Genomic DNA, 24,696 nt, shown 5'->3' on the forward strand with positions numbered 1-24,696 from the left:
AAGCGGGGTGTATCCGGCGCCGCCGGGCCCTTCACATGCAATCGTGCCAGACTTCGGGCATGAACGCCTTGAACCCTTCCGTCGTGCAAGCGTGGCCGGCCTGGCCGGACTATGCGCTGATCGAGGATCTGCTGCCCGCCCTGCGCGACTATGCCCACGAGGGTCGCGTCGCCCTGGCCACGCTGGTGGGCATCGAAGGCCCCTCGCCGCGACCGCTGCATAGCGAGATGGCGATCGCCGCGGACGGCCGTGTTGCCGGTTATGTGTCGGGTGGCTGCGTCGAGGCGGCGGTGGCCGAAGAAGCCGCCATGGCGATGGCCGAAGGCCGCCCGCGCCTCCTGGACTACGGGGTCGGCAGTCCCGTGCTGGACATCCAGCTCAGCTGCGGCGGCCGCATCGGCATCTTCGTTCGTGAACTGGTAGAGCCCTCCCGGTACGTCAATACGCTGGCCGTCGCCCGCCGGGAGCGGCGCACGGTCACCGTGCTGTCGGACCGCGACACCGGGGCCTGGAACATCGTCGAGGGGGTCGAGCCGGCCGACCACCGGCATTACGCCCGTATCCAGCGCCCACCCTTGCGACTCGTCGCGGTGGGCGGCGACCCCGTCACCCTCGCGGTCGCCCACCTCGCGCCGTTGCTCGGCGTCGAGGTGGTCCTGCTCCGTCCGCACGGCCCGCTCGAGCCACCATCGGGCGTGCCGCTGGCCGGCTACGATTCGCGCAGCCTGTCCGTCGCCCTGGGCGATCTCCGGCTGGACGACCGCACCGCCGTCTACTCGCTCAGCCACGACGCGGAGATCGACCACGCCGTGGCGACCCATGCGCTGCATTCGGATGCCTTCGCGGTGGGCATCCTCGGCAGTCGCAACAAGATCGGCGCGCGTGTCGAGCGGCTCAGGGACGACGGCGTCGCCGACGACGAACTGCAAAAGCTTCACCTCCCGGCCGGATTGCCGATCGGCGCGCAGACGCCGCACGGCATCGCGCTCTCGATCCTGGCCCAGGTCTGCCAGCGCGATCGCGCGCGGCTAACGTGACCGGTGCCGCTCACGACGCGGTGATCCTCGCCGCTGGCGGCAGCCAGCGACTGGGCCGGCCCAAACAGCTCCTCACCATCGCCGGCGAGCCACTCGTCGCGCGCGCATCGCGGATCGTCGCAGCGACACGGCCCGGCAGGATGGTGACCATTCTGGGGGCACACGCGGAGCGGATGTGTGGCCATCTCGCGGGCGCCCAGGCCGTCTTCAATCCCGCCTGGGCGACGGGCATGGCGTCGTCGCTCCGAGCCGCCGCCGATGCACTGGCGGGCCGCACGGACCCCGTCCTGATCGTGGTGATCGACCAGCCTGCACTCGATGAGGCCCACCTCTGGCGCCTCCTGGCGGCGCACGACGGCGCGCGCGACACCGTTACGGCCTACGGTGATGCCATGGGTGTACCTGCGGTCCTGCGAGCGGCAACATTGCGGCAAGCCATGACGCTGGAGGGCGATATGGGCTTTCGCGCGTTATGGCAGGACACCTTGCCCGCGACCGTTCGTGCCGACGCTTTCGCCGACGATCTGGACACCGAAGACGATCTCGCGCGCGCCGTTGCGGCAGGACGGATCGACCGGGACCGCGGGCCGATGTAAACGGAATGGCAAGTCCGACCGGACCTGCCGCCCCGCCCCGTTCACGCGCCAATGCTTACAACCGTGGAGCCCCCAGGCAGCGGCGCCTCGCGCCGCCCACCCACGGAGAACGGCATGCCGCCGAAACCCCTGCGATCCCCCGCCCGCGCGGCCCGACACGACACGATGTCCGGCGGCGTCATGCATCAGCATCAGCTCGCCGAACGCGTGACCGGTGTCGACACCGTCAAGGCGCGACTGCGTATAAACGGCACGGAACACGAACTGGACATCGATCCACGTGTCACCCTGCTCGATGCCTTGCGCGAGCACCTGGGCCTTACCGGTTCGAAGAAGGGCTGCGACCACGGCCAATGCGGCGCSTGCACCGTGCTGGTCGAGGGCCGCCGGATCAACGCATGCCTGACCCTGGCGGTCATGCACGACGGCGACACGATCACCACCGTGGAGGGGCTGGCCCGGGGCGAAGCGCTCAGCCCGTTGCAGGCTTCGTTCGTCAGGCACGACGGGTTTCAGTGTGGCTACTGCACACCCGGGCAGTTGTGTTCGGCCACCGGGATGCTCGACGAAGTACGCGCCGGATGGCCGAGCGTCGTGACCCAGGACCTGAGTTCGTCACCCTCGCTGAGCGACGACGAAATCCGCGAACGCATGAGTGGCAATCTCTGCCGCTGCAGCGCCTATCCGAACATCGTCGCCGCGATTGCCGATGCCGCGGAAGGTGCCGCATGAAGACGTTCACGTATGAGCGCGCGACGTCACTGGCCGACGCCACGCAGGCCGCCGTGGCGCATCGGCGAACGCGCTTCATCGCCGGTGGCACCAACCTCCTCGACCTGATGAAGCTGGATATCGAGACACCCGAGCATCTCGTCGACATCAACCGGCTGGGACTCGACGCGATCGAGGACAGTGCCGACGGCGGCCTGCGGATCGGCGCCATGGTCCGCAACAGCGACCTGGCAGCCGATCCACGCGTCCGTGAGCGTTACCCTGTCTTGTCGCGCGCCCTGCTCGCCGGGGCCTCGGGCCAGCTTCGCAACAAAGCCACCACCGGCGGCAACCTGCTGCAACGCACGCGTTGTTATTACTTTTACGACACCGCGATGCCATGCAACAAACGACATCCCGGTAGTGGCTGCGCGGCCATCGAGGGATTCAACCGCATTCATGCGGTCATCGGCGGAAGCGAGGCGTGCATCGCCACGCATCCGTCCGACATGGCGGTCGCCATGCGCGTGCTGGATGCGATCGTTCACACCCTCATGCCGGACGGTAGCGAGCGGAGCCTTCCGCTCGCTAACTTCTACCGGTTGCCGGGCGATACCCCGCAGGTCGAAAACGCGCTGGGCGCGGGGGAACTGATCACCCACGTCACCCTGCCCCCGCCGCCGCCGGGCCGGCAGATCTATCGTAAGGTTCGCGATCGCGCGTCCTACGCCTTCGCGCTGGTTTCCGTTGCCGCCATCGTGCAGATGAACGGCGACGGTGTCGCATCCGCGCGGGTCGCTTTCGGTGGCGTGGCACCCATGCCGTGGCGCGATGACGCCCTGGAAGCGGCGTTGCGGGGAACACCGGACGACGAATCGTCATTGCGTGCCGCGGCGAACACCGCGCTTGCGGGTGCGCGTGGTCATGGACACAACGACTTCAAGATCATGCTGGCTCGACGGACGTTGGGAGCGGTATTGGTCGAAGCGAGCGGGAGGACGGCGGCATGACCATTCGCATGGATACGGTGGTGGGACACACGCCGCTCGACGATCTGCCGGACGGTTTTACCGGAAAGCCCATCGATCGCGTGGATGGGCCGCTGAAGGTCCAGGGCAAGGTCGCCTACGCCGCGGAACATGGCGGTGTCGGCAACGTGGCGTACGCATTCCCCGTGCTGGCGACCATCGCCCGGGGTCGCATCCTGCGCATCGACGACACGGCCGCGCGGCACGCTCCCGGCGTGATCGAGGTCCTGACTGCGAAGAATGCGCCGAAGCAGGACACCTCGTCCGATGACGCGATCCCGCAACTCGTCGGCGACAAGGTCAAGCATTACGGCCAGCCGGTCGCGCTCGTGGTTGCGCGCTCGTATGAGCAGGCTCGCCACGCCGCCTCCCTGGTTCGCCCCGAGTACGACGCCACACCGGGTCGCTTCGACCTCGCTGCCGGCAAGGCGGGCGCACGTAAACCCGAGGATCTCTCCTTTGCCAAGGCGGACTCGGAAAAAGGTGATTTCGACGACGCCTACGCGTCGGCGGCGCACCAGCTCGACGTGGTCTACACGACGCCTTTCCAGTTCCACGCCGCCATGGAACCGCACGCGACGGTCGCCCATTGGAGCGAGGACCGGCTGGTCGTGCAGACGTCCAACCAGATGCCCACACCGGGTCGCAAGGCGCTCGCTGCCACGTTCGGTGTCGCGCCCGAAAAGGTTCGTCTTCTCTCTGCGTATATCGGCGGTGGCTTCGGCAGCAAGCTGGACGTCCAGCCGGACGCGGTGCTGGCGGCCCTGGCTGCCAGGGCCACCGGCCTCAGGGTCAAGCTCGCGCTCACCCGGCAGCAGTTGTTCCACGTCGTCGGCCATCGCACCAATACCATCCAGCGCGTGCGCCTCGGCACCGATGCCCAGGGCCGTATCGTGGCGGAGGCGCATGAGGCCTGGTCGGGTAACGAACCGGGCAATGACGAGTTCGAGCCGACCGTCCTCGGGACCCGCTCACGCTATGCGGGAGACAACCGCCTGAACACCCATCGCCAGGTCGATCTCGACCTGCCGCCGGCCATCTCCATGCGTGCACCGGGCGAAGCGGTGGGCCTGCTCGCGCTCGAAGGCGCGATGGACGAATTGGCCATTCAGCTGGACATCGATCCGATCGAGTTGCGCATCCGCAACGAGCCCGCCGTCGACCCTGAGCTGGGCCTGCCGTTTTCCTCGCGCCAGGTGGTCGAGTGCATGCGCGAAGGGGCGCGACGCTTCGGCTGGGACAAGCGGGTCGCCCGACCACGGCAGGTGCACGATGGACGGTGGTATGTCGGGATCGGCATGTCGTCCGCCGTCCGCGGCAATATGTTGCAGGCGTCGAAGGCGAACGTACGCCTCGACCCGTCCGGCAGGCTCACCGCCCGCATGGCGATGACCGATATCGGTACGGGCTCGTATACGGTCTTCACGCAGATCGCTGCCGATCTCCTCGGCTTGCCGATGGGGCGCGTCACTATCCTCCTGGGCGATTCGGACTTTCCCGAGACGCCGGGGTCTGGCGGCTCGTTCGGCGCCGCGAGCGCGGGGTCGGGACTCTACGATGCCTGCATGCAGCTGCGCAGCAAGCTTTGCCAGTCCGCCGGCATCGACCCGGCGCACGCGCGCTTCGAGGATGGCCATGTCACCGATGGCCGCAAGCGCGTGAGCTACGTGGCCCTCGCCGGTGAGGACGGTGTAGAGGCCGACGGCGCGATCGAGCCGGGTAGCAACAATACGAACTACAACCAGAACTCCTACGGCGCTTTCTTCGCCGAGGTCGGCGTCGACATGGACACCGGCGAGATTCGGCTTCGCCGCATGCTCGGCGTGTTCGCCGCAGGCCGCATCCTCAATGCGAAGACGGCGCGCTCGCAGGCGCTCGGCGGCATGATCTTCGGCGTCGGCTCCGCCCTGTCCGAAGAAATGGTCCTCGACCCGCGCTACGGGGCGTTCGTCAACCACGATCTGGCGGAGTACCACGTGCCGGTGAACGCGGATATCGGCCCCATGGAAGCGATTTTCCTGCCCGAGCTGGATGACAAGGCCAATCCGCTGAAGATCAAGGGACTGGGCGAGGTGGGCATTTCCGGGGCGGGGGCATCGATCGCCAATGCGGTGTATAACGCCTGCGGCGTAAGGATTCGCGACTACCCGCTGACACTGGACAAGGTGCTCGCCGGTATGGTGTAACGCATGCCATGACTACGCGCCTCGTCTATCGACATCGCTGGCCGGTGCGCGTGATGCACTGGATCAATGCCGTGTGCCTGTGCGTCCTGCTGGGTAGCGGCCTGCAAATCTTCAACGCGCATCCGTCGCTCTACTGGGGAAACCGATCCGATCCTGGCCAGGCGTGGTTATCGTTGCACGGTGGCCAGGACGCCATGGGCAACGTGCGCGGCATGACCGTCCTCGGCGGGCATGCGATCGATACCACCGGTGTCCTGGGCGCGTCGAAAGTCGATGGCCAGTGGGCCGAGCGCGGTTTTCCCTCCTGGGCGACCATCCCCGGCCCGGGATGGCTTTCAATGGGCCGCCGCTGGCATTTCTTCTTCGCCTGGTTATTCGTCCTCAATGGCCTCTCCTACGTCGGCTGGTCACTGGCCAGCCGACATCTCTCCCGCGATCTCGTGCCGGACCGACGCGACTGGCGAGGCCTGGGCCGATCGATCGTCGACCATCTGCGCCTTCGCCATCCCGACGGTGAGGAAGCGCTGCGCTACAACATTCTCCAGCGCCTGGCTTACCTGATCGCCATTTTCGCCTTCGGCGGCGGGATCGTCCTGATGGGCATCCTGATGTCGCCGCGCATGGACGCCGTGCTCGGCGGATTGCTCGAGGCTGTAGGCGGTCGGCAATCCGCACGCTCGATCCATTTCATCATCGCGATGGGATTCCTCCTCTTTGTCCTGGTCCATGTGATCGAGGTACTGATCAGCGGGCCCCTGAACCAGCTGCGCGGCATGATCACCGGCTGGTATCGCATTCGTAACGGTCGCAACGAGACACACCCTCATGAATGACCGTCGCGGCTTCCTGCGCACGACGCTTCTGGCACTCGGTGGCGCCGCGCTCGCCGGTTGTGACCGGATATCCCAGAGCGAAACCGGTTCCCGGATCCTGGAAAGCGCGGAGGCCGTGAACCGGCGCGTGCAGCGCTTCCTGTCGCCCTCCCGGGCCCTTGCCCGTGAGTACACCGAAGCCGACATCTCGGCGGTGTTCAAGCCGAACGGCACGCTCATGCCCGATACACCCCTTTACCAGGGGTTGATGAAAGGTGGATTCGCCGATTACCGCCTCGAGGTCGACGGACTGGTCGAAACGCCTTCACGTTTCTCCATCGACGAGCTCAAGGCCATGGCGGCGCGCACCCAGATCACGCGCCACGACTGTGTCGAGGGCTGGAGCGCCATCGGAAAGTGGACAGGCACGCCTCTTGCCGCCGTACTGGACCACGTCAAGCCCAGATCCGAAGCGCGCTACGTGGTTTTCCATTGTTTCGACGACATGGAAGAAGACACGCCCTATTACGAGAGCGTGGACCTCGACGAGGCCCGTCACCCACAGACGTTGCTCGCCTATGGCCTGAACGGTGACGCGCTGCCCGTCGCCAACGGCGCCCCGCTACGCCTGCGCGTCGAACGCCAGCTCGGCTACAAACAGGCGAAATACATCCGACGCATCGAACTGGTCGCATCGTTCGCGGACATCGGCGATGGCAACGGCGGCTACTGGGAAGACAACGGTTACGAGTGGTATGCAGGCATCTGACAGCCCGTTTTTCCGCAGTGCGTCACCGGGATCCTAAAAAAAAGGACTCCAAATGCAAAAAATCTTCGCAAACCCTATTTTCAGCGGACCAAAGCAACGCTAGAGTGAGTCGCCCGCTGGGCACCGGCCGGAAAGGCCGCCTCATTCGATTCAGTGACAAGGATAACCATGGCCACGACCAAAAAAACGGCGGCGAAGAAGGCTGCCAAGGCTCCTGCCAAGGCTGCCGTGAAGGCTGCAAAGGCCCCGGCCGCGCTCAAGCCGATCAAGGATCCGCTTTCGAAGTCCACGCTCGTCTCGCACATCGTCGAGCAGAGCGGCATTGACAGCAAGAGCGTGAAGGCCGTTCTGGCTTCGCTCGAAGGCGCGATCTCCGCGTCGGTTCACAAGAAGGGCGCCGGTACGTTCACGCTGCCCGGCCTGCTGAAGATCACCTCCGTTGCCGTCGCTGCCAAGCCGAAGCGCAAGGGCAAGGATCCGTTCACGGGTGAAGAGCGCTGGTTCGCAGCCAAGCCCGCCTCGGTCAAGGTCAAGGTCCGTCCGCTCAAGAAGCTCAAGGACGCGGCCGCCTGATCTTTCCGCGGTGGCTTGAGCCGCCGCGATCGACGAGGTACCCGAAAGCCCCTGCCGCAAGGCGGGGGCTTTTTTCATGACCCCTGCCGAAGGTCATGGTTGACTACACTTGTCGTCAGGCGCACGCTGCCTACATGTGTAGTCAGGAGTGCGCGGCATGAGCAAGAAGACCATCGGCGACCAGGAACTCGCGCTACTGCAGTACATCGGCGAGTCGCCGAAAAGCACGGTGGCCGAGGTCTGCGCCGGTTACGGCGAAGCGCGCGGCCTGGCACGCTCCACGGTCCTGACGATGATGGAGCGACTCCGCGCGAAGGGCTATCTCGGACGCCGCAAGATCGAAGGCATGTTTCGTTACAGCGCCACGAACGAGTCGGGCGAAGTCATGACGGGCGCGGTGGCGCGCTTCGTCGAAAAAACCTTGCAGGGCTCCGTCTCGCCCTTCGTCGCCTGGATGTCCGAACGCGGCCAAGTGAGCGATACCGAACTGGCCGAGCTCGAGGCCCTGGTCGATACGTTGCAGTCGCGCCGGAAGGGTCGCTGAGATGGACGCCTTTCTCGACACCCTGCTTTCCCGTCTTACACACGCCTCCGTGCAGGCCCTCCTGCTTGCCGCTCTCGTCTATCTCGCCTGCCGCGCCGTACCTTCGCTCTCCGCCGCCGCGCGCAGCATGCTGTGGTGGCTGCTGGGGGCACAGCTGATCGTCGGCATCGCATGCCCCACGCTGCTCGGCGTACCCCTGCTTCCCGCAGTTGACCCGACACCCGTGATGACCATGACGGCCCTCGGCGATACCGATGCCGTCTCGGCTACGATCGACGCCGGCTGGTCGTTTTCGTGGACGTACGCCCTGTTGGGGCTCTGGCTGGTCGCCGTCCTCGCCCAGTGTGCCGTTGCCGCCGTCCGCTGGCGGCGCCTCCTTGGAGTAGCCCGCCGCGCCATGCCGCACGACGACGTACGCGTCGACACACTCTGCGCACGCCGCGCACGGGAGCTTGGCTTGCGTCGCTCACCGCGGCTCGCCGTATCCGATGAAGTCGACTCGCCGCAGGTCATCGGCCTATGGCGCCCGACCATCCTGTTGCCGCTGGAAGATCGTCTCGGCGACGACGATCTCGACATGGCCCTCATGCACGAGTTGGCGCACGTCCGCCGCGGCGATCTCGTGCTCGGCTGGATACCCGCCGTCGCGCGCACGCTGTTCTTCTTTCACCCACTCGTCCACTTCGCCGTTCGCGAGTACGCACTGTGCCGGGAAGCCGCCTGCGATGCCCTGGTCGTATCGCGCGGCCGACAGGCGCCGAAGACCTATGGACGCCTGCTGCTCCGCCTCGGTGTCGCACCGCATCCCCACCATGCCCTGCCCGGTGCCTCACCCACTTTCCAGAACCTGAAAAGGAGACTCGACATGCTAGGTCACGCCACTGACGCGCCGCCGCGTGTGCTCACCGTCTCACTCGTTATCGCCATCGCTGCTATCGGCGTGATGCCCTGGCGCGTCGTTGCCGCCGATAACGGCGGTAAGCACCCTGTCGCCTATGCGCCGGTCACACCCGTGGCACCGGCCGCTCCTGCTGCGCCGCCGACTCCTGCCGCGCCCGCCACGCCCTCGGAGCCCGCCACACCACCAGAGCCCACCCTGCCACCGGCACCGCCCGAGCCGGCACTCGACGCATCGGTATACGTCGAGCCGACGCCGCCTCCGCCGGTGCCGCCCGTGCCCGCCGTGGAAGCCGTCGACGTCCGCGGGGGACAGCCGTCGCACGCCCTGGTCTTCTTCGGCGACGATGTCAGCGTGATCAACGGCAGTAGCCACGACATCCGCCGTGCCGAACTGCAGCGCAATGGCTCGAAGGACTATGTGTGGTTCCGCAACGGCGACCAGGCATGGACGCTTCGCGACCCCGCCTACGTGAAGCGCATCACCAGCGCGCTGGCGCGCAGTGCACAGCCTGCCGACATGGCCGCCATGAGTGCGGACAAGCAGGCCGGGCTCGACAGCCAGCAGGCCATGCTCAACGAACAGATGGCCAAGCTCGGTGCCCGCCAGGCAGAACTCGCCGTCCGGGAGAGCGATCCTTCCAGGCCTCGAGACCCCGGCGCCTTCGCCGCCGGCCACGATGCCATTGCTCGCGAACAGTCGGCGATCGCGCAGAAGATGGCGCAGATCGGCCAACAGCGTGCCGAGCAAGGCAAGGTCCACGCCGAGTGGGGCCGTCGCCAGGCCGAGGCTGCACGCAAGGCCACGAAGGAGGTAAACGACATCCTCGCCGAGTCCATCCGCAACCACGTCGCCCAGACGTCCCGCTGACGGGATCGACGCCCTCCGGTATGGTGAAGGCCTTCACACGTCCCCACGTGTCATGTCTTTCCCCCTCCCGGAGGCGTCATGCAACTTGAATCGGGCACGGTCATCGAGGCCAGTGCGCTACTGTTCGATATGGATGGCACCCTGATCGACTCGCGTGTCGTCGTCGAGAAGATCTGGAAACGCTGGTGCGACGAGAACGGCATCGACTGGCACGTCGTGCTTCCACGCCTGCACGGCGTGCGCATGATGGACTCGGTGAAGATGTTCGCGACGCCTGGCATGGACGTCGACGCGGTGTTCGAGCGCCTGTATCGCGAAGAGGTCGAGGATGTCGACGGCATCGTACCGATCCCCGGCGCCCATGCCCTCCTCGCCGCGCTACCGCCCACGGCGTGGACCATCGTGACCTCGGCCGACACGGTCCTGGCAAAAGCGCGTCTCGGCGCCGCTGGCATCGTCCCGCCGCCACTCATGGTCACCGGTGAGATCGTCACCAACGGCAAGCCGGATCCCGAGGGCTATCGGCTCGGCGCGAAGCGCATGCACGCCGCCCCGAAGGACACCTTGGTCTTCGAGGATGCCAAGGCCGGCATCGACGCTGGGCTGGCTGCCGGGGCGCGCGTCATCGCCATCGCGGGTGACCATCCGGAAGAGATTCCCGAGAACGTCGAGTGGGTGACGGATCTGACGGCGTTGCGTGTCGAAGGCGTTTTCGGCGGGAAGGTGCGACTCGTTGTCGTTTGAATGGCGCCTCACGCTCGTGCTGCGCGGAGTTGCGGGCGGTGTGCTCGACCACACGCCGCCTCAGTGTTCGCCGCCGCGAGCTATCCGATGTCAGTACACGTCGCGACGATAACGACCCGCCGCGGCGAGTTCGTCGACGCGCGTGTCGCCGAGGATGTCGCGCAGTGCGGCATCCACGCCTGGCGCCATGCCGGCGAGGCTGCCGCAGACGTATAGGCTTGCACCGTCGGCCACATAGCGGCGCACGTCATCGGCGACGGCGCGCAGGCGATCCTGTACATAGCGGGAGCCTCGTGACTGCCGCGACCAGACGAGGTCGATGCGTTCGATGCCGCCGGTCTCCTGCCACCGAAGGAATTCGTCCACGTGCAGGCGGTCAGCCTCGGCGTGGCGTTCGCCGAAGACCAGCCAGTTACGAGCATGACCTCGCGCCATGCGCGCCTTGATCAGTGCGCGCAGCCCGGCGATGCCGGTGCCGTTGCCGATGAAGAGGGCGGGACGGTCGTCGGCGGGGACGTGGAAGGTTTCGTTGCGGCGCACGCGCACATCGATCGTAGCGCCGACGGCCGCGTACTCCGTCAGCCAGCCAGAGCCGAGCCCGAGCGTGCCATCCGCCGCACGCATCTGTCGCACGACGAGATGCAACGCTCCCTCGGAGGGCAAGGAAGCTATCGAGTATTCGCGGTGCGGCAATGTCGCGGATTCACCGTTCGCGGGACGCGGACCGATCTCGACGATATCACCGGCCTGCCAGTTCAGTAGCGCCGCGTCCTCCGGCGCGAGCGCCAGATGGAAACACGGGCCGCCGACGCTGCCGGGATTGAGCAGCCGACGTTCGAGCAATCGCCAGGGCTGGTACGCGGGGCGCGACCAGTCCGGCTGCGTCTTCACACCCGACAGCAGGGCGACGTGATGCTGCCAGTGACGCAGCGCGCCTTCGTCGCCGTTGTCCACTTCGACCAAGTCAAACAACGGCAAGGCACCGCTAGCGTGGAGCCAGCGTTCCAGGTCGTGCCCGAAAGCGCAGAAGTCCTCGTAATCACGATCGCCCAAGGCGAGCACGCCGTAAGCCAGTCCGTGCAGGGAGAGYGGCGCGTTCATCGCCRCACGACGGAATCCCGTGGCCATGTCCGGCGCGTCGCCCTCTCCCGTCGTGCTGACGACGAACAGCACGCGCGACGCCTTGACCAGCATCGCCGCCGTCAGCGTGCCCATATCGCGCAAGTCGACGACACGACCGCCGCTGCGCAGCAATTCAACCGTGCGTCCGGCTACTTCGCTGGCGAATCCCGTCTGCGACGCATGGACGACCAGGATCGCGTCCGGCGGCGTCGCGACCGCCGCGTCGACCGTCGCGACGCCCTCACGCGTCTCCCGCAGCAGCAATGCGGTCATCGCCGCCCATGCGACGCCGAGCGCGCTTGCCCAGCCGGCGCGCGGCAGCGAGGCGGGATATACGCCGGAAAAGTCGTGCATCCCGGCGAACCCTACGACGGCAGCCAGCAGAAGCCCGCCGATGATCATCTGGCCGACGGTCGCTTTCACCGCTCGAGCGCCGCGGTGAATGCCGGCGACGCCCGCTCACTGACGCTGCCGTCGTCGTTGTACAGAATGAAGAGCGCGGCGATGCCGTGCTGCTTTGCGTAGGTCATGCCTTCGTCAGGCCCGAGCACGGTGAGCGTGGTGCCGAGCGGATCGGCGAGCATGCAGTCCACCGCGATCACGCTGACCGAGGCGACGCGGTGGGATACCGGATAACCCGTGCGCGGATCGATGTGATGCGAGAAGAATCGGCCGCCGCTTTCGAAGAAGTGGCGGTAGTCGCCCGACGTAGCGATGGCCCGGTCGGTAAGCGACACGATCCGCTCGACTTCGTCAGGATTGTCGACCGCCCCCGCCGCGGCACCGGGTCGCTCGATCCCGACATGCCAGGACGAACCGTCCGGCTTGTGTCCGCGACCGCGAAGCTCACCACCGACCTCCACCAGATAGGCATGCACACCGGCACGATCGAGGTAGTGCGCTACCTGGTCCACGCCGAAGCCCTTGGCCACCGACGAAAGATCGACATACACACCGCCTGGCTGAAACGCCCGGTGGCCGGCATCGTCGAGACGAATCTTCGCCCAGCCGACGCGTGCCTTGGCGGCGGCGATTGCTGCCGCGTCGGGTGCCTCGCGTGGACGCTTGTCCGGACCGAATCCCCACAGGTTCACCAGCGGCCCGACCGTCGGGTCGTAGGCGCCGCCGGAGGACTTCGCCAGGTCCAACGCGTAGCGCAATACGGTGTAGAAATCCGGCGGCAGTGTCTGCCATGTTCCTGCCGGAGCGCGATTGAACCGGCTCAGGTCCGAGTCCGCGTCGTAGGTACTCATCTGCGCGACGACACGATCGAGCTCGGCCTGGATACCGGTCTCGATGGCCTGGTCGTCCGAACCATCGGGCAACACGGCATTGACCGACCAGGTCGTGCCCATCGTCTCGCCTTCGAAGCGGCGGACGTCCTTGCCGGACGCCGCCCCCGAAACCAGGAGGAGGACGAACAAGCATCCTTTCACGGCGTGACGCATGCGGCTTACTGCGGCAGCACTTCGAGCGTCGCCGTGTAACCCAGCCGGCGCTGCTTCGCTTCCTTCACGGAGGTCTTGTCGTCTTCGCTGGACGCATTGACCCAGTACATGCCGGCAGTCGGCCAGGTGAAGGAGAATTTGCCGTCCTTGTCGGTGCTCGTGTCCATCTCGTCCTGCGCGTTGCGGTAACGCGTTGCCCCGTTGATCGCGATCACTTTGATGTTGGCGGCCGGCTTGCCGTCGAGCAGCAGCTGGAAGGTCGCTTTCTCGCCGGTCATGAGGTCGTTCGGCTTCGTCACCGGAACGAGTTCGAGGCCCTTGTTGGTCGGCTTCAACGCCCCGTCACTGGGCGTGCCCTGGGTGACGAAGGTCTCCACGCGTGAGGCCATCTCGCTGACCTGCACGTTCTTCGCGTTCGCGGGAATGGCGGTCTTCAGTTCATCCGCCTTGCCGCGCCAGCGCTTCTTCTGGCCATCTACTTCGTAGTTCGCAAACACGCCCTGGTTGACCAGCGCCAGCCGGTACGTGCCCTTCTGCGGGACGGCCAGATCGAAGGTGCTGCGGTATTTGCCGGTGGCGGCGTTCTCGGGTTTCACCGTCGTGCCGTCCGGCGCCGTGATCACGAGTTGGTCCAGCTGGGCGGGGAAGTGATCCGGGTAATAGAGGTCGTTGGACACGGCGGCGTCCACGGTCACCCAGGCGTCGTCGCCGGAGATGACGGTAGCCGACGGCACCATCCACATCTTGTGGGCCTGGGCCGCGAGCGGCAGGAGCAGGGCGGCGCAGAGCGCGGCGCGAACGAAAGCGTGCTTCATGGATGACTCCGGTTACGGATTGAGGTCGAGCGTGATCTGGCCGAGTTCGTCACTGCCCTTGGCGGACAGGTGCATCGGGGTCTTCGCCGGCCAGTCGAAGGCGATGCGCTGCGCCTCGCGGCCGCCGACTTCGCGCGCGGCTTCAACGACCAGTTCGTAATGACCCGGCGCGAGCGTGCCCAGTGGCGGCTTGCCGTCGGTGAAACGCAGCTGGTGCTGGCCGGCCGGACGCGTGGCGCCCGACACACCGTCGATCGGCATGGTCTGGTCGCGGCCACTGCGGCGCCACCACTGGCGCATGTCCTTCAGCCATTTGGTGCCTTCGCCATCGGCTTTCTTCATGTCGTACCAGACCGCCAGATTGGCGGCGACGCTGTGGTCGTCGCGTTCGACCCACACGGCCACATAGGGGCGGTGGTATTCGGCCACCTTCAGCGCGGGAATCTCCACGGTGAGGTTCAGGTCGGCGGCAGCGGCGGGAAGTGTCGCGGCAAGGCAAAGGACGAGCGGAACGAGACGACGCATGGCGGATCCGTCAGTGGATGAAGAGGAGGGCGACGACGACCGGGAGCACGAGGCCGAGGGCCACCATCGGCCAGGTCATGCGGCGCTGGCCGGCATGCAACTGGAGCAACAGCAGGCCGGTGAACGCGAAGACGACGCAGGCCAGGGCGAAGACGTCGATGAACCAGCTCCACACCGGGCCGGTGTTGCGTCCCTTGTGCAGGTCGTTCACGTAAGCGAGCCAGCCGCGGTCGGTGGTTTCGTATTGGATCTCGCCGGTTTCCCGGTCGATGCTCACCCACCCATCGCCACCGGGCCGTGGCAGCGACACGGCCACTTCGTCGTCGCTCCAGTCGCCTGCCCGGCCGCCGACCGGCGCGCCGGTCTGCGTGGTGATGAAGGTCGCGACCGCTGGCGGCAAGGGCGCCGACTTGGGGCGTTGCGCAACGAGTTGCCCGAGCAAGTCGGGTGGCAGGGTCGCGGCATGCCTCTCCACRTGGGGCGATGCTTCGATGCGGGCCGCGTGATTGAGGGTGAAACCGGTGACCGAAAACAGCAGCAACACCACCAGCGAGATGGCGGAACTGATCCAGTGCCAGCGATGCAGGTGTTTGAGCCAGAACGCGCGGCGTTGCCGGTCGACGGTGTCGCGCATGCGGTTGAAGGCCCCTGCAGCCAATGGTCGGGAAAGCCCCGCAAGCCTAACAGCAATGCGAATCGTTCGCAATTGGAGCAAGGTGAACGAAGCCGAAAATCCTGTCGTGGCAGCATGCGTCTGCCCGCCATCAAAGCGTATCCTTGCCCACCATGCGCATTCTCCTAGCCGAAGACGACGCCGCCATCGCCGCGGCCGTCCGCTCCTCCCTCGAACAAGGGGGGCACGCCGTCGACCACGTCGCCGATGGCGCCAGTGCAGACAACGCCCTGCGCGATCACGACTACGACCTCTTGGTACTCGACCTGGGCCTGCCCATGCTCGATGGCAGCGAAGTCCTGTTGCGTGCCCGGAAACGCGGCGCCGGGCTACCGGTGTTGGTGGTCACCGCACGCGAAGGCCTGAAGGAGCGCGTACGCGTGCTCGATCTCGGCGCCGACGACTATCTGGTGAAGCCCTTCGCATTGGCCGAGTTCGATGCCCGCGTGCGTGCCCTGCTCCGCCGTCGCACCAGCCACGGCACGCCGGAATTCCGCATCGGTCGCCTGCGCCTGGACATCCCGGGACATCGCGCGTGGATCGGCGAAACACCGCTCGACCTGACGGCGCGCGAATTCGGACTGATCGAGGCACTGGCCATTCGCGCCGACAAGGTCACCAGTCGCGCCCAGCTGGTCGAGGCCCTGTGCAACTGGGACGAAGATCTCACCGACAACGGCCTGGACATCGCCCTGCACCGCCTGCGTCGCAAGCTCGGCGGCTCGGGTACCAGCGTGCGTACGATCCGCGGCCTGGGCTATCTGCTCGAAGAATCCACGGATGCCTGAGCGTCGCCATGCGGGGCACCGCCCTTCCCGCCCCAGCCTGCGCCGTCGCCTGCTTACCTTCCTGCTGGTACCCGTCCTCGGCGTACTGCTGCTCGACGCGGTGCTCGGCTATTTCGTTGCGCTTGCCTACTCCAACCGGGTGCACGACTCGGATCTTTCCGACTCGGCCCTGACCCTGTCCGAGATGATCGGTAACGACGCGCTGCGCGGCGAGCTCACTGCGCAAGCGCGGTTCCTGCTCGAGTACGACCCCGACGGGCGTAACTACTACACGGTGTTCAGCGACCGGCACGGCCGCCTGATCGGCAATGCCGAGCTACCCGGCGCCGAAGGCAGCGTGCCCACCGATGGTCCACCGCGACTCTACGACACGGCCCTGGGTCGCAAGCCCCTGCGTGCCGCGGTCATGCGCGTGAGCAGCCGCCATGAACCGGGCGACGTCCTGACCATCACCGTGGCCGAGAGCCTGCGCGACCGACATACCCGCGCGCGCGAAATCCTTCTTCTCACCTTGCCGATGCAGGCCCTGCTGATCGCAGCCGTGTTGTGCCTGGTGTGGTTCGGCGTGAGCCACGGCCTGCGCGTACTGGACCCGTTGACGGCACGGCTGAGCCGGCGGGAACACGACCTGGGCCCGATCGGTGAGGAAGACGTGCCGATCGAGATCCTCCCGCTGACCCGCACCATCGACGACCTGTTCGCCCGCATGCGCAACATGCTCGGCCTGCAGGAGCGCTTCATCGCCGATGCCGCCCATCAGTTGCGCACACCGCTGGCCGGCATCCAGTTGCACGTGGAATCGCTGGACAACGCAGCGGACCCTACCCAACGCAGCGAGGCCCTTGGGCACGTGCACCGCCTTGCCGCGCGCGCGGCACGGACCTCGGCGCAACTTCTTGCGCTCACGCGCACCCAGGCACCCGACCTGCCCGACCACGACGGCATGGCGGTGATCGACCTGTCGACGGTGGTCCCCGAGGCGGTGTCCATGCGCGTCCACCAGGCGCTGGCCCTGAACGTGGACCTCGGGTACGAAGGCCTCGACAGCGCCTGCCTGGTACGCGGCGATGCTCTGCAGATCCAGGAGATCATCGACAACCTCGTCGACAACGCCTTCCACTACGCCGGCCGGGGCTGCACCGTGACGGTGTCGGTGTCCCGCGACGTGGATGAGTTCGTGCTGGCCGTTGAGGATGACGGCCCCGGCGTTGCCGACACCTTCCTCGCCCTGCTGGGCGAGCGCTTCTTCCGCGTGCCTGGCGGCGATGAGGACGGGACGGGCCTGGGCCTGGCCATCGTCGAGAGCATCGCCGAGCGGCACGCTGCCCAGGTCGCCTTCCTGCACGCGGCTGCGGGTGGGTTGCGGGTGGAGGTGCGGTTCCCCGCGATACCAGGAAAGCCAACTGAAACCACGCACTGAGACGATGCTCTCCATGAGCAATCCAGGTGACGAGGCCTCCGCGTGAGCAACCCGACGGAATTCCGGTTTGAAGGAGGGCGCGATGGCGTCCTGCTGATCCACGGTCTGACGGGCACGCCGACCGAAATGCGCATCCTCGGCAAAGGACTCAACCGTGCCGGCTTCACCGTGGTCGGCGTACGCCTGGCCGGCCATTGCGGGACGGAGGAAGACCTCCTCGCCACGACATGGGAAGACTGGTACGCCAGCGTTGAGGCGGCCGCCGAGGAGCTTCGCGGCCGGGTGGACCGTGTCTTCGTCGCCGGCCTCTCGATGGGCGCCCTGCTCGCCCTGCGCCTTGCCGCGGTGCGCCCCGATTGGGTCGACGGCGTCGGTGTCTTCGGCGCCACCTTCCGCTATGACGGCTGGTCCATCCCGTGGACGGGAAAATTTTCGTTCATGCTGCCGCTGTTCAAACGACTTGGCATCGGCCGGAACCGCGTTTTTATCGAGCAGCCGCCCTACGGCATTCGTGACGAGCGCCTCCGTGCGCAGGTAAGTGCAGCGATGTTCTCCGGCGACAGCGAAGCGGCGGGCCTCCCCGGCAATCCCTGGGATGCGCTGGCCGAGATGGTCAAGCTGTCGCGCGACGTCCGTCGCCGCCTGCCGGATGTCGTGGCACCGTGCTTCGTCGCCCATGCGGCGGACGACGACGTAGCGAGCGTCGCCAATGCGGATCTCGTCGCCCGCCGCGTTCGCGGACCGATCGAGATGCTCCTGCTCGGCGACAGCTATCACATGATCACGATCGATCGCGAACGCCGCATGCTGATCGAGCGCACCGCCGACTTTTTCAGCCGCGTCTCCCGCGACGCGCGACCTTCACGCATGGCAGCCTGATCGGATGCACGGCCTGGCCCTGGCGTTATTGATCGCCTACGTCGTGCTCGATACTGGTGGCCAGCTGGTTTTCAAGCGCGCCGCGAGCGACGATCGCGCCGGCGATGGCCTGGCGCGCTGGCGCCACATGCTCGCGCGACCGTGGATCTGGATCGGTATCGGCTGCTACGTCGCCGTCTTCCTCGTGTGGATCGCCTTCCTCTCGTTGGTGCCCCTGTCCGAAGGTGTCCTGCTCGGCGCGCTCAACATCGTTGTCGTCATGCTCGCCGGTCGCATCCTTTTCAACGAAAACCTTACGCCGATGCGCGTCACCGGCATCCTGCTGGTGGCTGCGGGCGTGGCCATCGTCGGGGCTGGATCTTGAAGCGCTTCTACCTCATCGGCTTCACGCTGCTGCTGGCCTTCGACACGCTCAACCTGCTCTGCTTCAAAGCCGCCGGCATGCATGCGCTGCCACTGGAAATGAGCGCGGCATGGCTGGGCCGCGTCTTTTCGCACCCCTGGGTCTACGGCGCGATCGGGGGCTACATCGGCGCCTTCGTTACCTGGATGAGCCTGCTCAGGCACGCACCGATCGGACCTGCGTTTGCTGCGTCCCATCTCGAAGTGGTAACCGCGATGGCACTTTCGTGGTGGGTGTTCGCTGAACCGGTGACGACAACGCAGATCGTCGGTGCGCTGGTCATCGTCGCCGGCATCGTGTGCCTGGCCTTCGCCGAGGGTGGCGGCGAGGCAGCCGATGCTCATCTGGCTCCCCACGAAGTATAGCGCTGCACCAGCACTTGCTCGGGGATGGATCCGCCAGCGCCATTGCCCGTCAGGATTTCAAAGGTCAGGTGAGCGTCCGTCACATCGATGCCGAAGAACAGGAAGTTCAAACCTTTGAGGGCGACATCGATGGTGAAAAAGCCTCTGCCATGACTGAACGACGGATCCAGCACACCCGATAGATCGTGACGCCCCACGATGACACGCTTCACCAGCGTTCCATCGTAGTCGGCCCGCCCCACCACGGTGACGCCCTGTCCCGAGCCTTCGATATGCATCGGATACGCCAGGATGCCTACGCCATCTGTCCCGCCGTAATCGAGTTCGAGACACTTGCCACCGTTGAAACCGACCGGGATCTTTCCGTCGTCATCCAGCGCAAGCAGCAGGCCCGCGGCGGGTGGACGACTCATGATCGTACCCGCGGCCCAAAGGCCAGCTTCTTTCGACCAGGTCAGTCGCTCGATCTCGTTACGACCGGCACCATCACCCTCGACCACGAAGGCGCCATTCGTCCCGAACGCGGGATCGGGCTCACCCGTGGAAAGGAGGCGGACGATGCGCGAGTGACCTGCGACGGTTGCGGTGCTGAGAAGGAGCTTACCGTCGTCCTGAACGACGGCATCGGTGACCCTTCCCGACGTTCCAAGCGGAATATCGACCAGCGTGTAACCCTTTCCGGCGAAGGCGGAACTCAGGTGACCGGACGCATCGAAGCGCAGCACGATGCCGCTGTGTTGCTCGGCGTTCCTCACCGTTCCGACGAAGAAGAATTCGTTTCTACCTGCAGGAATGATGAAGCCCTTGACGACCCCTGGCTCCTCGGGCGGTCGAATGCCGTCCAGGTTCACGTAGCCATCGATGCCGAACGATGTGTCGATCGTGCCCGCACCATTCCGGCGCGTCAGCATCCATGTATCGCTCCCTTGCGACCTGAGTACCAGAACCGTCCCGTTCCCGCCGACCGGAAACGGTTGCGCACCCTGCAAGGTCTCCCCCGGCAACGGCGGTTCGATGACGACGCCCTGGTTTCCGAAGGAGGGGTCGAATCGCCCTTCGGGCGTTACCCTCGCCAGCCCGTACTGCCAGGTGCCTTCGGAGAGCTTGCAACCCATGGCCAGCATGATGTGACCGTCGTCGGTCCGCGCTAAGGCGCGCAGGCGCTCATTAGCGCCAGGCTCGATGACATAGCCATCGACTTTGAGTTCGAATGTACCTTCGATGCCGAACGACGTGTCGATATCGCCCTGCTTGTACGTGCCGGATCCGCTCATGGCCGATTCCTTTCGTCGAATAACTGTCCATGTCATCCGGTGACAATCCGTTCGCACCGGAGATCGCCCTGACCCGGCGCGAATCGAAACCGTAGATCCAGCGAGCCACATGCGCCATACGTCAAAGGTCGTAGGGGCGAGTTAAGCCCGCCCTTGCTCCACCAGCGTGAGCGCCACCTTGTCGCGCAGGTAGACGGGCAGCGCGAGTTCCGGCGCCACCGCCAGGCCGTCACGGAAACGCCGTGCCGCGACTTCGGCGACGTGTCTGGCCTGGGGGAAACGCGCACCGTCCGCCGAGCGGATGGATCCGCGTATGCGTTCCCGGAGGATCGCCTCGTAGGTCGCCCATCCGGTGCCGACAACGTGCCATGCGACGGCGTCGGGAAGCTCCAGTGCCGCTGCCGTATCGACGCGTTCGCGATCGATCAGCGTGATGCTGCCGTCGTCCTCGCGGCGCCACGCAGCCACGTAGATCTCGCCCATTCGCGCATCGATCACCGACAGGATCGCGGCATCGTCCTCGGGCGCTTCCAACGCCAGTGCTTCGAGCGAGGACACCGTGACCACCGGTACGTCCAGCGCCATCGCCATGCCCTGCGCCAGCGACACGCCCAGGCGCACACCGGTGAAGGCACCCGGGCCGCGACCGACCGCGATGCCATGGAGCGCTTCGCGACTGAGGCCCGCCTCGGCGAGCAAGGCGTCTGCCATCGGCAGGACGAGTTCGGCATGCCGGCGCGGTGCGATTTCGCTGCGCTCGATCACTTCGTCGCCGTGGACGAGGGCGACCGAGCAGGCTTCCGTGGAGGTTTCGATGGCGAGGAAGTTCATGGCGTTTCCGACGTGGGGTTGAGCGGCGCGCCCTGGGCGTACCAGTCGATCCGGCGGGTCAGGTACATCAGCAGGGCGATCACTGCCACGAGGACGACCGACCCGATCAGCAGCGCGTACTGTTCTGCGCCGATCAGGCCATACAGTATGGCGTATACCAGGGTGAGCACGCCGCCCAGCGCCAGGCCGGCCGTGCGCGCCCGAAGCGCCGCCATGGCGTATCCGCCCACGATCAGCACGACCGCGGCGGCGGCGACGGCGTAGGCCGGGCCAAAGCCGATCTGTTCGGACAGGGCGAGCAGCAGCACGTAGAAGCTGGTCATCGCGGCGCCTACCAGCAGGTACTGCACCGGATGCAGGCGCAGGCCCTTCAGCACCTCGAAAAGGAAGAACGCAACGAAGGTCAGCGCGATGAACAGCAGGCCGTACTTACCGGCGCGATCGTTTTGCTGGTACACGCCGCCGGGTTGGTAGAGCTTCACGCCGAAGGACGAAGGCGCGAGGCGCTGGTCCACGTCCGGGCTGGCGGCATCCCAATGCTGGCCATAGGCGCGATTGAGGTCGAGAATCTTCCAGGACGCATCGAATCCGGCCGGTGTCACGCTGCGCTTTGTCGGCAACAGCGAACCGGTGAAGCTGGGATCGGGCCATGCCGAGCGCATCCTCACGCTGTTCGTACGCGCCAGCGGCAACGACGAGAACGATTCCGTGCCGGCGACACTGAGCTTGAGTTCGAATTCGATCGGCGCCTCGCGATCCGGCTCGATGATGATGGGTGCCGACAGCACCGTGTACGGGCCCATGCGCGCGGTGGATGACGACAATCGCGTCGCATGACCATCGACCATCACCGAGGTAATCCCCTGCAGTCCACGCGTATCGGCGATCAGCACGCGGACTTCCGCCTTGCCGGTGAACCACGTGGCGCCCGTTTCGGCCGCGAAACGACGCAGGTCGGCGGGCAGGAAATGACCGCGCACGGTGACTTCGCCCGTATAGGTCGGCACGACGTACATGCCGGACGAACGCTTGTCGACCGTGAGGTCGGCGACGGTATCCAGGTCATCGGCCAGGACGATTTCCGTGCCGTCGATCACCTTGGCGACGGCACCCCCGGCATCGTGGCTCTCCCGCTGCGTCGGCACGGCGAGCACCAGGCCGCCGATCACCTGCGGCCCACCCCAGCCTTCCGCCACGCGGGCCACGGCGGTATCGCGCATCGCCTGACGTTCGCGCACCAGGCCATCGGCCTGCGTCAGCGGAATGAGCATGAGCAAGGCCAGTAGCCCGATGCCGAGCACCTTGGCGGTTATCGATTGCATCCAGCGAAACATCGGTCTCTCCCTTCCTGATAGATGGGAACGATGCTCGGTGCCCCGGGGGTGCGCCAGCGGCGCCCACCGGGGCGAAGTGCGGGCAAGGAGGGGCGAAACGCGGCCCAGTGCCATGGAAAGAATCAGGTCGGGGAGGACACCGGCGCGAAGAAGGCCGTGACATCGGCGAGCTCGCGCGTGCGCGGCATCGGCGGCAGGCTGGCCAGGAACAGCCGCCCGTAGCCCTTGGTACTGAGTCGCGGATCGCACAGGACCAGGACACCGCGATCGTGCACGTCACGGATCAGGCGTCCCGCGCCCTGCTTGAGGGCGATGACGGCCGTGGGTACCTGCCAGCCCATGAAGGGATTGATGCCGGCTTCTTCGAGCGCTTCCAGCCGCGCCTGGAGCACCGGATCGTCCGGCATGGCGAAGGGCAGCTTGTCGATGACGACCACGCTCAACGCTTCGCCGGCCACGTCGACGCCTTCCCAGAAACTCGCGGCACCAAGAAGCACGCCACGCCCGCTGGCACGGAATTCCTCGAGCAGGCGATGCCGTGGCGCGGTGCCCTGGACGAACAACGGCCACGGCACACGACCTTCGAGCAGTTCAGCGGCACGCCGCAGCGCGCGATGCGAGGTGAAGAGCAGGAAGGCGCGGCCGTCGGACGCATCGAGCACGGGCCGGATCGCCGCGATGACGCGGTCGGTGTAGTCGCGCGCCGCCGGGTCGGGTAGATCCTTCGGCAGATAAGCGAGCGCCTGGCGTGGGTAGTCGAACGGACTCTCGACATGCAGCGTCTGCGGATCCTCGATGCCGAGCTGGCGGGCGAAGTGAGCGAAGTCGCCGGCGATCGACAAGGTCGCCGAGGTGTGGATCCAGGCGGCATCGGTCGCCATGCGCATCGCGCGCAGCGGCGTGGCGAGGTCCAGCGGCGTGGCATGCAAGGCGAACCCGCGTGGCCAGGTTTCGTACCACCGCACGTCGGCGGCCGAATGCTCCTCGGCAATCCGGTCCAGGCGCAGGCTGAGCATCTGCGCCCGCTCGAAGACGTTGGCCAGTCCGCGCGAGCGCTCGCCCAGCGATGAAAGCAAATCGGAAAGTGCGGCCATGACGTCACGCAGTTCGCCGAGCAGCTCGTGGACCGTCGCGTCCCGGTCGAGCGCGCCGAAGGGACCGCGAGCGGGCAGCGGGTCCATGGCCAGGCGCAGGCGCTTGATCAGGTCCTGCACCACTTCCACCGGTTCGAGCAGCTGGCTGGTCGCGCCGGTCACGCCCTGGGCTTCGGCCAGCGCGTCCTGGGCGAGATCGGTCATCTGCCTCGCGCTGACGCTCTGCGAGAAGAACTGGCCGGCCAGCTCGGGAATCTGGTGCGCCTCGTCGAGGATGAAGGCATCGGCGCCGGGAAGGATCTCCCCGAAGCCTTCCTGTTTGAGCGCGAGATCGGCCATCAGCAGGTGATGATTGACCACGACGATGTCGGCCTCCATTGCCTCGCGCCGCGCCTTGACCACATGGCAGTCCTCGAAGAACGGGCACTCCGTGCCCAGACAATTCTCAGGCGTGGAGGTGACGCGCGGCCAGACCGGGGAATCCTCGGGGATGTCGATCATTTCCATGCGGTCGCCGCGACGCGTGCGCGCCGACCAGGCACGGATCGCCGACAGCTGGCTGGCCAGCTGGCGATCGGGGTTGCCCTCGCGAACCGCCTGGTCCAGCCGGTAGAGGCACAGGTAGTTGGCCCGCCCCTTGAGCAGGCTGGTCTTCGCACGGCTGCCCAGCACGGCGTGCACACGCGGCAGGTCGCGGAAGAACAGCTGATCCTGCAAAGCCTTGGTGCCCGTGGAGACGATGACCTTGCGCCCCGACATCAGGGCGGGGACCAGGTAGGCGAAGGTCTTGCCGGTGCCGGTACCGGCCTCGGCAATCAGGACATCGCGGTCCTCGATGGCGGTAGCCACCGCCCCCGCCATGCGCTCCTGCGCCTCGCGAGGCGCGAATCCGGGTACTTCACGGGCAAACGGGCCCTCCGCGCCGAGGATCGCGGCCACATCGGATGCAGTCATCCC

The 24,696-nt window shown here is 66.4% G+C and carries 25 protein-coding genes; 16 read left to right on the forward strand and 9 right to left on the reverse strand.

Annotated elements, in window-relative coordinates; translation table 11 throughout:
- The first annotated feature begins 59 nt into the window (after positions 1-59).
- The 11 genes from AC1DYM_RS01660 to AC1DYM_RS01710 all read left to right on the forward strand — a co-directional run bounded on the left by AC1DYM_RS01660 (position 60) and on the right by AC1DYM_RS01710 (position 10,768).
- Positions 60-1,037 carry an XdhC family protein gene (locus AC1DYM_RS01660; protein ID WP_477335307.1) on the forward strand — a complete coding sequence of 326 codons (978 nt, stop codon included), beginning with the start codon at positions 60-62 and terminating at the stop codon, positions 1,035-1,037.
- Positions 1,034-1,633 (forward strand): nucleotidyltransferase family protein, encoded by a 600-nt coding sequence (locus AC1DYM_RS01665; RefSeq protein ID WP_477335309.1) that lies wholly within the window; start codon positions 1,034-1,036, stop codon positions 1,631-1,633. Before AC1DYM_RS01660 ends, AC1DYM_RS01665 begins: the two co-directional genes overlap by 4 nt.
- Positions 1,634-1,798: 165 nt before the next feature.
- On the forward strand, positions 1,799-2,365 hold the full coding sequence (locus tag AC1DYM_RS01670) for a 2Fe-2S iron-sulfur cluster-binding protein (protein WP_477335473.1): 567 nt from the start codon (positions 1,799-1,801) through the stop codon (positions 2,363-2,365).
- The gene (locus AC1DYM_RS01675; protein ID WP_477335311.1) at positions 2,362-3,354 is read left to right on the forward strand and encodes an FAD binding domain-containing protein; all 993 of its coding nucleotides are present in this window, start codon (positions 2,362-2,364) and stop codon (positions 3,352-3,354) included. Before AC1DYM_RS01670 ends, AC1DYM_RS01675 begins: the two co-directional genes overlap by 4 nt.
- Positions 3,351-5,558: a molybdopterin cofactor-binding domain-containing protein gene (locus AC1DYM_RS01680; RefSeq protein WP_477335313.1), complete on the forward strand. Its 2,208-nt coding sequence runs from the start codon at positions 3,351-3,353 to the stop codon at positions 5,556-5,558. The genes AC1DYM_RS01675 and AC1DYM_RS01680 overlap by 4 nt, the downstream gene beginning before the upstream one ends.
- A gap of 8 nt (positions 5,559-5,566) precedes the next feature.
- Positions 5,567-6,391 (forward strand): cytochrome b/b6 domain-containing protein, encoded by an 825-nt coding sequence (locus AC1DYM_RS01685; RefSeq protein ID WP_477335315.1) that lies wholly within the window; start codon positions 5,567-5,569, stop codon positions 6,389-6,391.
- Positions 6,384-7,139, forward strand: a complete 756-nt coding sequence (locus tag AC1DYM_RS01690) for a molybdopterin-binding protein (protein WP_477335317.1) — start codon at positions 6,384-6,386, stop codon at positions 7,137-7,139. Before AC1DYM_RS01685 ends, AC1DYM_RS01690 begins: the two co-directional genes overlap by 8 nt.
- Before the next feature lie 168 nt (positions 7,140-7,307).
- Positions 7,308-7,712 carry an HU family DNA-binding protein gene (locus AC1DYM_RS01695; protein ID WP_046968653.1) on the forward strand — a complete coding sequence of 135 codons (405 nt, stop codon included), beginning with the start codon at positions 7,308-7,310 and terminating at the stop codon, positions 7,710-7,712.
- A 157-nt stretch (positions 7,713-7,869) separates the two neighbouring features.
- Positions 7,870-8,256, forward strand: a complete 387-nt coding sequence (locus AC1DYM_RS01700) for a BlaI/MecI/CopY family transcriptional regulator (RefSeq protein ID WP_477335319.1) — start codon at positions 7,870-7,872, stop codon at positions 8,254-8,256.
- Between the two features lies 1 nt (position 8,257).
- Positions 8,258-10,024 carry a M56 family metallopeptidase gene (locus tag AC1DYM_RS01705; RefSeq protein WP_477335321.1) on the forward strand — a complete coding sequence of 589 codons (1,767 nt, stop codon included), beginning with the start codon at positions 8,258-8,260 and terminating at the stop codon, positions 10,022-10,024.
- A 78-nt stretch (positions 10,025-10,102) separates the two neighbouring features.
- A complete protein-coding gene (locus AC1DYM_RS01710; protein ID WP_477335323.1) occupies positions 10,103-10,768 on the forward strand; it encodes an HAD-IA family hydrolase in 666 nt (221 codons plus the stop codon).
- A 90-nt stretch (positions 10,769-10,858) separates the two neighbouring features.
- On the opposite strand, the gene AC1DYM_RS01715 is transcribed toward AC1DYM_RS01710, so the two are convergent.
- Genes AC1DYM_RS01715 through AC1DYM_RS01735 form a run of 5 tightly spaced genes read right to left on the reverse strand, consistent with a single transcriptional unit; the run spans position 10,859 to position 15,312 of the window.
- Positions 10,859-12,313: a sulfite reductase subunit alpha gene (locus tag AC1DYM_RS01715; protein WP_477335325.1), complete on the reverse strand. Its 1,455-nt coding sequence runs from the start codon at positions 12,311-12,313 to the stop codon at positions 10,859-10,861.
- Positions 12,310-13,338, reverse strand: a complete 1,029-nt coding sequence (locus AC1DYM_RS01720; RefSeq protein WP_477335327.1) for an FAD:protein FMN transferase — start codon at positions 13,336-13,338, stop codon at positions 12,310-12,312. The genes AC1DYM_RS01715 and AC1DYM_RS01720 overlap by 4 nt, the downstream gene beginning before the upstream one ends.
- 5 nt (positions 13,339-13,343) lie before the next feature.
- A complete protein-coding gene (locus AC1DYM_RS01725; protein ID WP_477335329.1) occupies positions 13,344-14,153 on the reverse strand; it encodes a DUF4198 domain-containing protein in 810 nt (269 codons plus the stop codon).
- A 12-nt stretch (positions 14,154-14,165) separates the two neighbouring features.
- Entirely contained in the window at positions 14,166-14,678 is a 513-nt protein-coding gene (locus AC1DYM_RS01730) for a DUF2271 domain-containing protein (RefSeq protein WP_477335331.1), read from the reverse strand.
- A gap of 10 nt (positions 14,679-14,688) precedes the next feature.
- The gene (locus tag AC1DYM_RS01735) at positions 14,689-15,312 is read right to left on the reverse strand and encodes a PepSY-associated TM helix domain-containing protein (RefSeq protein ID WP_477335333.1); all 624 of its coding nucleotides are present in this window, start codon (positions 15,310-15,312) and stop codon (positions 14,689-14,691) included.
- A 152-nt stretch (positions 15,313-15,464) separates the two neighbouring features.
- On the opposite strand from AC1DYM_RS01735, the gene AC1DYM_RS01740 reads away from it, so the two are divergent.
- From AC1DYM_RS01740 to AC1DYM_RS01760, 5 genes are read left to right on the forward strand one after another with little or no spacing between them, the layout of a single operon-like run.
- Positions 15,465-16,139, forward strand: a complete 675-nt coding sequence (locus tag AC1DYM_RS01740; RefSeq protein ID WP_046965946.1) for a response regulator — start codon at positions 15,465-15,467, stop codon at positions 16,137-16,139.
- Positions 16,132-17,559: a sensor histidine kinase gene (locus AC1DYM_RS01745; protein ID WP_477335336.1), complete on the forward strand. Its 1,428-nt coding sequence runs from the start codon at positions 16,132-16,134 to the stop codon at positions 17,557-17,559. Before AC1DYM_RS01740 ends, AC1DYM_RS01745 begins: the two co-directional genes overlap by 8 nt.
- Positions 17,560-17,601: 42 nt before the next feature.
- Positions 17,602-18,438, forward strand: coding sequence for an alpha/beta hydrolase (locus AC1DYM_RS01750; protein ID WP_477335338.1), 837 nt, complete (start codon positions 17,602-17,604; stop codon positions 18,436-18,438).
- A 4-nt stretch (positions 18,439-18,442) separates the two neighbouring features.
- The gene (locus tag AC1DYM_RS01755) at positions 18,443-18,802 is read left to right on the forward strand and encodes a DMT family transporter (RefSeq protein WP_477335340.1); all 360 of its coding nucleotides are present in this window, start codon (positions 18,443-18,445) and stop codon (positions 18,800-18,802) included.
- Positions 18,799-19,206, forward strand: coding sequence for a DMT family transporter (locus AC1DYM_RS01760; RefSeq protein ID WP_477335342.1), 408 nt, complete (start codon positions 18,799-18,801; stop codon positions 19,204-19,206). The genes AC1DYM_RS01755 and AC1DYM_RS01760 overlap by 4 nt, the downstream gene beginning before the upstream one ends.
- On the opposite strand, the gene AC1DYM_RS01765 is transcribed toward AC1DYM_RS01760, so the two are convergent.
- The 4 genes from AC1DYM_RS01765 to AC1DYM_RS01780 all read right to left on the reverse strand — a co-directional run bounded on the left by AC1DYM_RS01765 (position 19,182) and on the right by AC1DYM_RS01780 (position 24,693).
- Positions 19,182-20,480, reverse strand: coding sequence for a hypothetical protein (locus AC1DYM_RS01765; RefSeq protein ID WP_477335344.1), 1,299 nt, complete (start codon positions 20,478-20,480; stop codon positions 19,182-19,184). The genes AC1DYM_RS01760 and AC1DYM_RS01765 overlap by 25 nt on opposite strands.
- A gap of 141 nt (positions 20,481-20,621) precedes the next feature.
- Positions 20,622-21,311, reverse strand: coding sequence for a tRNA (adenosine(37)-N6)-threonylcarbamoyltransferase complex dimerization subunit type 1 TsaB (gene tsaB / locus AC1DYM_RS01770; RefSeq protein WP_477335346.1), 690 nt, complete (start codon positions 21,309-21,311; stop codon positions 20,622-20,624).
- The gene (creD, locus tag AC1DYM_RS01775; protein ID WP_477335348.1) at positions 21,308-22,645 is read right to left on the reverse strand and encodes a cell envelope integrity protein CreD; all 1,338 of its coding nucleotides are present in this window, start codon (positions 22,643-22,645) and stop codon (positions 21,308-21,310) included. Before creD ends, tsaB begins: the two co-directional genes overlap by 4 nt.
- A 122-nt stretch (positions 22,646-22,767) precedes the next feature.
- Positions 22,768-24,693, reverse strand: coding sequence for an ATP-dependent DNA helicase (locus tag AC1DYM_RS01780; protein WP_477335350.1), 1,926 nt, complete (start codon positions 24,691-24,693; stop codon positions 22,768-22,770).
- Positions 24,694-24,696: the final 3 nt, after the last annotated feature.

This window comes from Luteibacter sp. P1_D3, assembly GCF_056406135.1.

Bases quoted from the DNA above. Each gene is read 5' to 3' on its own strand.
- AC1DYM_RS01660 (WP_477335307.1), top strand. From the start codon at position 60: ATGAACGCCTTGAACCCTTCCGTCGTGCAAGCGTGGCCGGCCTGGCCG.
- AC1DYM_RS01675 (WP_477335311.1), top strand. From the start codon at position 2,362: ATGAAGACGTTCACGTATGAGCGCGCGACGTCACTGGCCGACGCCACG.
- AC1DYM_RS01680 (WP_477335313.1), top strand. From the start codon at position 3,351: ATGACCATTCGCATGGATACGGTGGTGGGACACACGCCGCTCGACGAT.
- AC1DYM_RS01685 (WP_477335315.1), top strand. From the start codon at position 5,567: ATGACTACGCGCCTCGTCTATCGACATCGCTGGCCGGTGCGCGTGATG.
- AC1DYM_RS01690 (WP_477335317.1), top strand. From the start codon at position 6,384: ATGAATGACCGTCGCGGCTTCCTGCGCACGACGCTTCTGGCACTCGGT.
- AC1DYM_RS01695 (WP_046968653.1), top strand. From the start codon at position 7,308: ATGGCCACGACCAAAAAAACGGCGGCGAAGAAGGCTGCCAAGGCTCCT.
- AC1DYM_RS01700 (WP_477335319.1), top strand. From the start codon at position 7,870: ATGAGCAAGAAGACCATCGGCGACCAGGAACTCGCGCTACTGCAGTAC.
- AC1DYM_RS01705 (WP_477335321.1), top strand. From the start codon at position 8,258: ATGGACGCCTTTCTCGACACCCTGCTTTCCCGTCTTACACACGCCTCC.
- AC1DYM_RS01710 (WP_477335323.1), top strand. From the start codon at position 10,103: ATGCAACTTGAATCGGGCACGGTCATCGAGGCCAGTGCGCTACTGTTC.
- AC1DYM_RS01720 (WP_477335327.1), bottom strand. From the start codon at position 13,338: ATGCGTCACGCCGTGAAAGGATGCTTGTTCGTCCTCCTCCTGGTTTCG.
- AC1DYM_RS01725 (WP_477335329.1), bottom strand. From the start codon at position 14,153: ATGAAGCACGCTTTCGTTCGCGCCGCGCTCTGCGCCGCCCTGCTCCTG.
- AC1DYM_RS01730 (WP_477335331.1), bottom strand. From the start codon at position 14,678: ATGCGTCGTCTCGTTCCGCTCGTCCTTTGCCTTGCCGCGACACTTCCC.
- AC1DYM_RS01740 (WP_046965946.1), top strand. From the start codon at position 15,465: ATGCGCATTCTCCTAGCCGAAGACGACGCCGCCATCGCCGCGGCCGTC.
- AC1DYM_RS01745 (WP_477335336.1), top strand. From the start codon at position 16,132: ATGCCTGAGCGTCGCCATGCGGGGCACCGCCCTTCCCGCCCCAGCCTG.
- AC1DYM_RS01755 (WP_477335340.1), top strand. From the start codon at position 18,443: ATGCACGGCCTGGCCCTGGCGTTATTGATCGCCTACGTCGTGCTCGAT.
- AC1DYM_RS01765 (WP_477335344.1), bottom strand. From the start codon at position 20,480: ATGAGCGGATCCGGCACGTACAAGCAGGGCGATATCGACACGTCGTTC.
- tsaB (WP_477335346.1), bottom strand. From the start codon at position 21,311: ATGAACTTCCTCGCCATCGAAACCTCCACGGAAGCCTGCTCGGTCGCC.
- creD (WP_477335348.1), bottom strand. From the start codon at position 22,645: ATGTTTCGCTGGATGCAATCGATAACCGCCAAGGTGCTCGGCATCGGG.
- AC1DYM_RS01780 (WP_477335350.1), bottom strand. From the start codon at position 24,693: ATGACTGCATCCGATGTGGCCGCGATCCTCGGCGCGGAGGGCCCGTTT.